General features: G+C 33.0%; 9 protein-coding genes and 2 pseudogenes. 5 read left to right on the top strand and 6 right to left on the bottom strand.

Features of this window, described 5'->3' with window-relative positions; genetic code table 11:
* The first annotated feature begins 471 nt into the window (after positions 1-471).
* Both IGJ03_RS12955 and IGJ03_RS12950 read left to right on the top strand, forming a co-directional pair.
* The gene (locus IGJ03_RS12955; protein ID WP_438711227.1) at positions 472-1,317 is read left to right on the top strand and encodes a ParA family protein; all 846 of its coding nucleotides are present in this window, start codon (positions 472-474) and stop codon (positions 1,315-1,317) included.
* Positions 1,310-1,681: a DUF5388 domain-containing protein gene (locus tag IGJ03_RS12950; RefSeq protein ID WP_000049959.1), complete on the top strand. Its 372-nt coding sequence runs from the start codon at positions 1,310-1,312 to the stop codon at positions 1,679-1,681. The genes IGJ03_RS12955 and IGJ03_RS12950 overlap by 8 nt, the downstream gene beginning before the upstream one ends.
* Positions 1,682-1,784: 103 nt before the next feature.
* Here IGJ03_RS12950 and IGJ03_RS12945 read toward each other — a convergent pair whose 3' ends face one another.
* The 4 genes from IGJ03_RS12945 to IGJ03_RS12930 all read right to left on the bottom strand — a co-directional run bounded on the left by IGJ03_RS12945 (position 1,785) and on the right by IGJ03_RS12930 (position 5,928).
* On the bottom strand, positions 1,785-2,075 hold the full coding sequence (locus IGJ03_RS12945) for a hypothetical protein (RefSeq protein ID WP_010815360.1): 291 nt from the start codon (positions 2,073-2,075) through the stop codon (positions 1,785-1,787).
* A gap of 249 nt (positions 2,076-2,324) precedes the next feature.
* A complete protein-coding gene (locus IGJ03_RS12940) occupies positions 2,325-2,396 on the bottom strand; it encodes a type I toxin-antitoxin system Fst family toxin (RefSeq protein ID WP_154080948.1) in 72 nt (23 codons plus the stop codon).
* A gap of 90 nt (positions 2,397-2,486) precedes the next feature.
* Positions 2,487-2,687 carry an excinuclease ABC subunit C gene (locus IGJ03_RS12935; protein ID WP_438711233.1) on the bottom strand — a complete coding sequence of 67 codons (201 nt, stop codon included), beginning with the start codon at positions 2,685-2,687 and terminating at the stop codon, positions 2,487-2,489.
* 268 nt (positions 2,688-2,955) lie between these two features.
* Positions 2,956-5,928 (bottom strand): Tn3 family transposase, encoded by a 2,973-nt coding sequence (locus tag IGJ03_RS12930; RefSeq protein WP_275017480.1) that lies wholly within the window; start codon positions 5,926-5,928, stop codon positions 2,956-2,958.
* 182 nt (positions 5,929-6,110) lie between these two features.
* On the opposite strand from IGJ03_RS12930, the gene IGJ03_RS12925 reads away from it, so the two are divergent.
* Positions 6,111-6,704: a recombinase family protein gene (locus IGJ03_RS12925; RefSeq protein ID WP_438711225.1), complete on the top strand. Its 594-nt coding sequence runs from the start codon at positions 6,111-6,113 to the stop codon at positions 6,702-6,704.
* Between the two features lie 122 nt (positions 6,705-6,826).
* Here IGJ03_RS12925 and IGJ03_RS12920 read toward each other — a convergent pair whose 3' ends face one another.
* Entirely contained in the window at positions 6,827-7,207 is a 381-nt protein-coding gene (locus IGJ03_RS12920) for a YxeA family protein (protein ID WP_438711223.1), read from the bottom strand.
* Between the two features lie 253 nt (positions 7,208-7,460).
* Between IGJ03_RS12920 and IGJ03_RS12915 the strand changes: the two are divergent.
* Both IGJ03_RS12915 and IGJ03_RS12910 read left to right on the top strand, forming a co-directional pair.
* A pseudogene (locus IGJ03_RS12915) lies at positions 7,461-7,739 on the top strand (Tn3 family transposase); the annotation flags it as partial.
* Positions 7,740-7,798: 59 nt separating this feature from the next.
* Positions 7,799-7,966 (top strand): annotated as a pseudogene (locus IGJ03_RS12910) (transposase); the annotation flags it as partial.
* A gap of 124 nt (positions 7,967-8,090) precedes the next feature.
* On the opposite strand, the gene IGJ03_RS12905 reads toward IGJ03_RS12910, so the two are convergent.
* A complete protein-coding gene (locus IGJ03_RS12905) occupies positions 8,091-9,923 on the bottom strand; it encodes a MucBP domain-containing protein (protein ID WP_438711221.1) in 1,833 nt (610 codons plus the stop codon).

Raw genomic sequence — 9,923 nt, 5'->3', positions numbered from 1 at the left:
ATAAGATCCCTCTTTTCTTAATTAAAAATTGATCTATTAATCTATTTAGTAAGCGTTCTTTTTTTAAGAATACCAAAACATTATTTAAAATAAAGCAATTTTTATTTTTAGTAGTAAGATAGTAAAGTAGTAAGATAGTAAAGTAGTAAGATAGTAAAATAGTAATGTAGTAAGATAGTAGAATAGTAAGATAGTAAAGTAGTAAAGTAGTAAAATATTTTGATTTTTTATTAAATGCGTCTAAAAATCCTTTTGTAGAAAGGTTAATATCACTCTATTAAAACAATTTGATAGTAAGATAGTAAAATAGTAAAGTAGTAAGATAGTAAAATAGTAAGATAGTAATGTAGTAATGTAGTAGAATAGTAAGATAGTAAAATAGTAAATTTCATAAATATTATTTGTAGTAAGAAAATATTTATGTTATACTATTTGTAGTAAGAAAATATTTATGAAATGAGGAGTCATTGTATGGTTAAAAAAATTGTATTTGGAAATTTCAAAGGTGGCGTTGGCAAGACTACTAATTCTGTAATGGTAGCGTATGAATTAGCTAAAAAAGGTTTTAGAGTTTTAGTTTGTGACTTAGACCCACAAGCAAATTCAACGCAATTGTTGCGAAGAACATATGGATTACAAAATAATAAAGAACTACCTATAAAAGAAACGATGATGGTAGCAATTCAAGAAGGAAATTTAGGCAAAGCTGTTGTAAATGTAATGTCTAATTTGTATTTATTGCCTTCACACAAAGACTTTGTTAATTATCCTGATTTTCTTGAGCTAACAATTATGCCGACAGAGAAAAACTACAAAGAGAGACGAATAGCTTTTTTTAGTGAATTACTTAAACCAATTGAAAATGATTATGATTACATTATATTTGATGTTCCTCCTACACTTTCAGTATTTACCGATACAGCTCTTTATTCTTCTAATTACATTGTAATTGTTTTGCAAACGCAGCAACGTTCCCTTGATGGTGCAGAAGCATTTTGGGAATACTTGCAAACCTTGTATGATACTTATAGAAACATTGATTTTGATATTGCTGGGGTACTTCCAGTGCTGTTGAAAAACGATTCTGGAATTGATAATCAAATAATTAAAGATGCCAAAGACGCTTTTGGTGATGAAACTTTGTTTAATACAATTGTTAGACACATGGAACGGTTAAAACGTTATGATCGTAAAGGTATATCAGAAGAAGGATATACGGAATTATATGATTTTCATGATAGAAAAGTTCATGAATTGTATAACAAATTATCTGATGAAATAATTGAACGAACAGAAGGGACGACTGCTAATGAGTAAGTATACATTTCATAAGGATCCTGAACGTAAACAATCAAAAGAAATTAAAGCAACTGAAATTTCAGAGCCTGAAACTACTTTTGATTTAAGTAGTTTTTCAAAAGAAGAAAGTTCAGCAAGTGATTCAGGATCAAAACGAATTGGACGACCTGCTAAAAATAAAGTATATAGTACAATTAGGATACAAAAGAGTAACATCAATAGAATAAATGCGTTTCAGAATACTTTAGATTTTGAAACACAAGACGACATTGTATCGTTCATGTTAGATAGATTAGATAACACATTAGAACCAGAACAACGTACAATGTTTGAAATGTATATGAAAGCTTATGAATCACGAGACAAAAAGAAACAAAAATAAAAGATACTGTTTAATAAAATAAAAACACAAGAAATGCTGTTCAAACATTGCTCTTGTGTTTTTATTTTTTGTAGTAAAATAGTAAGATAGTAAAAAAGTATTTTCATTCAATAATTTTTTTAGTTCGTCTGTGATGTTCTAAGTGTAGTAAATAATCGTCTTGCAATTTTAGAAGGTCAGAATAGACCTGATCCATAGTCTTACTGGCCGACAAAGAAAGAGAGTAAATAAATGAGATAGGAAGTGTTTCAATTTTTTTGTTGCGAGTAATCCAAGAAGAGACAGTTCCTTGAGAGAAAGCATGTAATTCACAAAACTCTTCTACAGTAATCCCTAGTTGCCTTATAATGTATGCGTTGATAGGGTGTGGATATACAAAGGTTTTTCTAGGCATGATGGGTAAGTTTCCTTTCTTAAGTTATTAATGCATTTGCAGTAATATTGTACTAAAAAACATGCAATAAGGGAAGGGCATAGCTGTTTCTTTTTTGTTGACCTTCTTTAATAATGTGTTATACTAATAATGCGGAAGACATAAGTTCGATATGAACAGCACAATAGCCCAAACCTCGTCACAGGTTTGGGCTATTTTTTTCGTCTTGCGGATAGACGTGTGGGCTAGGACAACTTGCATGGTTATCTGCTAATCATCTAACCAATGGTCAACTAGTAAGATAACTAGACCCACAAAAAGCGGGGCGATAACCAAAGACATAAGTTCGTACATAAACAGCACCCCCAATCGGGGCAAGTTGCCGCAATAAGTATAACATAAATTCGAATATACCTATACAGTAGTAAATCTTCAGTTTTTTACTTCAACTTTTAGCTCTCTTTTTAGTGCGTATACTCGTTTACATAACGAGCATTTGTACTTACCTGAATCGCTTGACACTCTGCTCGCAAGACACCCACACGTACACTGAACGTATGCAACGCCACTTATTTTATTGTTGTCTTTAATCACTGCACCCTGGTAGTTAAATTTCTTCATAAAATTCTCCATCATCGTAATAATCTTTCATAAAAGCATCAATTGATTCTTGTTCTTCATCTGATAATTCTGGAAGTCCGACGTCTCCAAAAGGATTTTCCAATGTATCTAGGCGTCACTGGAACATCCGTACAGAAAATAGCGGTAGTGAGACATGAAAAAAACAAGAAATACTGTTAAATCAACGTTTCTTGTTTTTTTCTTTTTCTCTTCAGAAATATTCTTCTGGAACATTCGTGCAGAAAATAGCGGTAGGATTTAAAACACGAACATTTTAGTTTTATTGTGTATTTAAAGGACGCAAATGTCCATTTTTCAAGGAAGGATCATATCGAAAAGAGTATTTACCAACAAAGTTAATATGCTCAAAGAGAAGTGGTGATAATTTATTGATTTTCTCTTCTGAACAATCAAATCCTTCTACACGCATTTGGTCAATTACTCTTTCTAAATAGAGCGTATTCCAATAAATAATTGCATTTGTCACAATACTAAGAGCAGTCAATTGCTCTTCCATTCCGTCAATATAGGTTTGATATAGTTTGCCCTTTTTCCCATAAAATATGTGGCGACATAATGTATGCCTTGCTTCTCCTTTATTCAGCTGTTCTAAAATCTGTCTTGCATAAATCTCATCAGAAATATAGCGCAATTGGTGCTTTGTTTTGTATACTTTTCCATATTCAATAATGGCTTTCCCTAGCTCTGTTGGTTGACCATTTCGTTGAAGTGCTTTTGTTAACTCTGTCGCATTCACTTTTCCTGACTTTAAAGAACCTGCTACTCGAAGTATTTCGTCCCAGTTTTTTTCTATTCGAGTAGTGTTTATTTTGTTTTGAGAAACTTCATTTAACATTTTATAGTCTGCAGTTAAGTCTATTCGCCAAAGTTTTGTTCCGTGATTGTTTGCAATTCGTGGGCTAAATTGGAAGCCTAACAATCCAAAAAGTCCAAATACCAAATCACTATACCCGGCTGTATCTGTCATGATTTGTTTTGGTTCTAAGCCACTTGTTTGATTTAAAAAACCATCCAATAAGTACAAAGAATCACGCAATGTTCCTGGAACAACCATTCCATGAAAGCCAATATATTGATCAGAAACAAAGTTGTAAAATGTGATTCCACGACCGCGGCCAAAATATTTTGGATTACTTCTAGAATATAGGGAACGTTGTGGTGTGGTATAACGAATACCGTCGGCCGAAGCCATTTGATTATTTCCCCATACAAGAGAAATAGGAAGTTTTTTGTATGCAGAAATAATTTTTTTATTTGTTGCTGACAGTGTATCCAATCGAACATATTGGTGATTGACGTACATTAGCCGATCATATTTTAAACTCTCGATTCCTTCTTTAGATACTGGAGAAAAGCCAATATTACAGGCTTCTGCTAAAAGTACTGCTAGAACACTAATATCTAGGTGATCCATACGCGTATTCGATTCATTAATATGGTGGAAACAGGAGGTTAAATCAAGTTGTTGATTTACCTCCAATAATAAATCTGGAAGATCAATTTTGGGCATTAATGCTTTTACGCGATTTTTGAACTGCTTATCTTCCTTATTTTCACGTGTTTTTCGGAGTTTAGACACGATAATTTTATCTTTGTTATCCTGTTTTTCAATTCTAGCCATTTCAGAATGGGGCCATTTTTTTACTGTTTCGTTATATGACAGACTTAGATCTTCTTCTAATTGCTTTATTGCTTCAACAGAAGAGCTAGGTAATTCCAATTGAGAGAGTAAACTTTCTTTTTGCTGTTCCCACGTCTCTTTGCTGATTAAACAACTCATTGGATCAATGAACTTTTCACTTTTAGGTACAAATATATCATGTTTATTCAAGCTTTGGATTAGTAACTCAATACCTAGAATAAGCATACTTTGATTGACTTCATTAGGGTTATAGTGAATATAATAAGCCCATTTCTTTGGTATATGATTTTCAACAGATTCAAATTGTCTAAAGGTGATTGGTTTGGGGAATCTACGTTGAATTAAGCACCACACTGCCATACAATCTTCACCATAGTGGCCATTTTCTATTGTTAATGTTTCAATAATCAAAGGAATAAACTTTCGAATTTTACGATAGGATTGAATTAATTCTGCGATTGCAATAGGTTCTTGTTCATTTTTAACAAGTTTCTTTACTTGAAATACCGCATTTACAATATCCTCTGCTGGATATTGGTCAAACACTCGGCTTCGCAGACAATCAATTTCAATAGAATCGTCTAAAAGTAGTTCAACTATTTCAGATAGAGTAAATGCTGCACGATCCAAATCTTTTAACGTTCGTAAACGCTCTTTTGATTCTTTATTTTTTGCTCGTCTAAAAATTGACTCATAATACTTTATTAAAGCTGTAAGCAATTCGTCTGTAGCAATCTTTTCATACTCATACACAAAAGCAACTAAAAGGGCTAATTTTTTCTGAATACTCATTCTTTGAATAAGGCTTGATTTGGCTTTAAAAGCGTAGGTAGCTAAATGCTTTACTTTTCCTTCAGGGATAGTTGAGAAATCCCATTCACTCGTATGAAACTGCTGGAATTCCTTTAATCGATGAAAACCACGAGTGATTTCTTTCCTACCTTCATCAATTAAAGGAGCTCGTAAAATATCCATTTTAGTGAATGCCCCTTGAACAGGCACACCCATAAGACTAAGTAAATTTAATAACTTCTCTGACTCTTCTTCAGAAGGTATAAGAGAGAGTTGCTTCATCAATTGATCTTCTGCTTGTTCAACAATTTTGGAAATAAAACGTTGAAATATGGATACACCTGGAAGTAATATTTTTTCTTCTAAACATTTTTTCAATAGCATATCTGAGAGCATTTCAGTTGTTTCAGTCGTATGTGAAGCACGAGATAAAAGCCAATCATATAGAAATTTCTGGCAATCAGAGTCTTGAAAATTTCTATACGAATAGCGCTCTTTGATCAATTGTGCATGTTGACTGATTGTCATTTTTCTAGAATAAGAATCAAATTCACGGGGATCAATAGATAATTGATTAGCCAGGTATATTATTACTTCTAACGGTATTTTTGAAAAATCAGTAAAAAAAGTTCCTAAAAATCGTACTGTCCCTAGCTGTACAGCAAACCCGAGTTTAGTAGAAGGTAATCTCATTTCATTAATAATTTCTTTATCAAAATCAGTTAACTGGAAGTATAATTGCAATTGTTCTTCCGAAGGAGCACCCACAAACGTACCAAAAATTTTTCCTTTTTTCATTTAAGCCTCCAAACTTTCCAAAAACTATAGGTTTTTAGAATCTAATTTGTCTATTTTGAGTTCTTGATTTGTCCGCATTTCCAGTTTTCAAAAACTCATTATAAAAAAGTTTATAATAAACCGTTGCCAAAAAGAAGAGAATTCTTCATAATAAGCAAGAATATAATTTGGAGGGGATTTATATGATTATTGGTTATGCTAGGGTATCAAAAGACGATCAAAATTTAGATCGTCAAATTGATCAGTTAAAAAATTTTGGTACAGAGAAGATTATTAAAGAAAAATATACAGGTACAAAAAGAAACCGCCCAGGAATTGAGCAGCTTCTTCAGACGATTCGAAAAGAAGACAGTGTTGTAGTAGAAAGCATTTCTAGACTCGGACGTAATACTTTGGATATTTTGAACTTGATTCAAGAATTGGATCAAAAACAAATTCAATTTGTTTCTCTCAAAGAGAATATGAATACTTCAACACCCACGGGGAAGGCCATGTTACAAATGATGAGTGTGATCGCAGAATTAGAACGGAATCTTTTGGCTGATCGAGTCCGTGAAGGAATCGAAGCTAGTAAAAAAAGAGGGGTAGCGATTGGCCGTCCTAAAATTCCACAAAAGAAACTAGATATTGCAGTTCGAATGTACAAAAGTGGAGATTATTCAATCAAAGAAATTATTGAAACAAATCAGATATCTACAGGAACCTTTTACCGTGAAATTAATCGTTTAAAACTAAAAAAAATGAAAAAAGAAGCGAACAACCAACTTTACTCTTAAGTTAGTGTTCGCTTCCAATCGAAACTTACTATATAAACGTCTCTGTACTCTCTAAATCACGAAATTATAGTTATCAAAAATTTTATTTTTGATAACTATAATCAGCTAAAATCATTATACTTTTAATTTTTATTTATTTCCGCTTTTACGTTATTCGGAACTTCATTTTCTTTGATTTGAGTAGGTGCATTCACTCTTTTTTTACTTACTTCTGCTTTTATATATGATCCAGGCTCAAATGGCTTTGGATCTTTTCCTGAAATCTCAAAATTCATTTTTTGCTTGTCACCATTCTCTTTTACAAAAATAACCGTATATTTATAAGAGTAGCTATCTGCTACTTCTTTTCCATCCATATCTTTTGTTGGTACCTTAACAGGAACTTCTGATGGAGAGACAGCATAGGCTGTGGAAGTCTTGTATGTGTCATTGTAATAATTAAATCCAAAATAGCCTCCAATGCCTAGTATAAAAATACCTATTAATCCTAAAATTTTACCCATAAATTACACCTCTTTATAATTTTAATTTATTTTATCATCTATTAACTTATAGACGCCATTTAAATACCTTACATTATTGTCACTTTTTAATGAGTAAAAAACTATTGAGAAAAATAAAATATAAAAACGAACAAACATATAAAAATATTTCTGTTCGTTCGCTTTTATAACGCTATTTTCTGTACAGATGTTCCAGTGACCCCATCTACTGCAGACCACTTCAAAAAGTTATGAATTTTAATATGGCGTATGTGGGGTACATGGTAAATTTATGGAGCGAGATATAGAAAAACAACTTCAAAGTGCTAGCGCTTTAAATATAATCATTAATGCTATAAGCCTATGGAATACGGTATATCTTCAAAAAGCTTATGATCATTATGTTAAAGAACAACCAAAAATTGAAAAATATATGACTTACACTTCCCCAATTATATGGAATCATATTAATCTTCTTGGAGAGTACAAAATTGACTTGTTATCTAAACCCAACAAGTTAAGAAGCTTAAACACAGAAAATTATTTAGACTAAAACGTTGATAGATCAGGGCAAAAATCTCTTAAAGGGATTTTTGCCCTCTTTGCGGCGATGAGGCCTATTCTAACGGTTCCTGAGAGTGTTTAAACAACCACATTAAAGTATTGAAACGAAATGCGTATGGCTTTAGAAGCTTCTTTAACTTCAAGCTAAGAATTCTATTAACCCTAGGAACCACCCTTTTCAATCCCATGAAAAAGAACAAGCCTGCAGAAAAATAATCTCTTCTGCAAACTTGTTCTTCCTTGACACTATTCTATTATTTTTTCTTCACCAAAACTAGTTGACAATGAGCCCATTATTAAAATGTTAATCGTTCGTTTCAAATTTAACCTTGTGTTTATTCTAACGATTTACTTTTTTCCTAAAATAAAGGTAACCACCGGTGCTAACACTCAATAATACACCTATTGACGTCAACCACACTGCTTTTTGTTCTCCTGTTTTTGGTAAACTGCTCTTTTGTGTAGTTAGATTTTCAGATTTAGCTGGGTGGTTGAAGTTATTAGGAGTTGTTGGATTATGGATACTGATTTTTTTGTATTTATCGTCTGTCCGTTCATAAACATAAGTGACTGTTTGAGGTTCGTCTGTAAATGTTCCTGTTGCCGAGCCCTGAATTTCTTTAAAAGTATAGCCAGAGATCATTTTTTGAGTACTTGTGTATGCTTCGCCAATATTACCTGATAATGTCTCCGTCGCACTTACTTCATTTCCAGATTCATCTACATATTTAACCGTTACATCTGCACCTTCTACAACATCTTTTGTATAAACATAAGTGACTGTTTGAGGTTCGTCTGTAAATGTTCCTGTTGCCAAGCCCTGAATTTCTTTAAAAGTATAGCCAGAGATCATTTTTTGAGTACTTGTGTATGCTTCGCCAATATTACCTGATAATGTCTCCGTCGCACTTACTTCATTTCCAGATTCATCTACATATTTAACCGTTACATCTGCACCTTCTACAACATCTTTTGTATAAACATAAGTGACTGTTTGAGGTTCGTCTGTAAATGTTCCTGTTGCCGAGCCCTGAATTTCTTTAAAAGTATAGCCAGAGATTATTTTTTGAGTACTTGTGTATGCTTCGCCAATATTACCTGATAATGTCTCCGTCGCACTTACTTCATTTCCAGATTCATCTACATATTTAACCGTTACATCTGCACCTTCTACAACATCTTTTGTATAAACATAAGTGACTGTTTGAGGTTCGTCTGTAAATGTTCCTGTTGCCGAGCCCTGAATTTCTTTAAAAGTATAGCCAGAGATCATTTTTTGAGTACTTGTGTATGCTTCGCCAATATTACCTGATAATGTCTCCGTCGCACTTACTTCATTTCCAGATTCATCTACATATTTAACCGTTACATCTGCACCTTCTACAACATCTTTTGTATAAACATAAGTGACTGTTTGAGGTTCGTCTGTAAATGTTCCTGTTGCCAAGCCCTGAATTTCTTTAAAAGTATAGCCAGAGATCATTTTTTGAGTACTTGTGTATGCTTCGCCAATATTACCTGATAATGTCTCCGTCGCACTTACTTCATTTCCAGATTCATCTACATATTTAACCGTTACGTCTGCACCTACAGCAATTTTTTTGTAAAAGTATCTCACTGAACCAGATAGATTTGGATTGCCTGCTGAACCATAGTTAGCTCCCAAAAAGTTGAAAGTTCCTGATTCGCTTCCTTCAACATGGTCAAGTTGATACCCTGATATTTGTTGACTTTGAATATTGTATGTTGCTCCACCTTCGCCCGCTACATAATTCACGGGTGATAAAACATTATTTGTATCTACCTCTAAATATTCAACTTTGACAGGCCCAACATAAAGTAAGTATACTGAACGCCACGATCCGTTATCAGATGGATATTGAATAGCAACTGAATTATAATTACCAACTCCAGGTATGAATGATATTGTATTATATATCATATTTTTGGCAGATGGATCTTGTGACCAATATGGGTAATTATAAAACTGCATATCCTGAGTACCTTCGTACAATGAACTTTGGCTTAAGTCAGCTTCCCATCTGCTCATAGAACCATTATAAAGGGCCTCGGGGTATCCATATTGATTTGCTGCTTGAACATTATTACTAAACATGAATGGCCAAATCAAAGCAAAACTCATAATTAACCCCAAATATTTTGATTTTTTCAT

Source organism: Enterococcus sp. DIV1315a (assembly GCF_051712325.1).
In the GTDB taxonomy this organism is placed as follows: Bacteria; Bacillota; Bacilli; order Lactobacillales; family Enterococcaceae; genus Enterococcus; species Enterococcus faecalis.
This window is presented reverse-complemented; position numbering and strand designations above follow the sequence as displayed.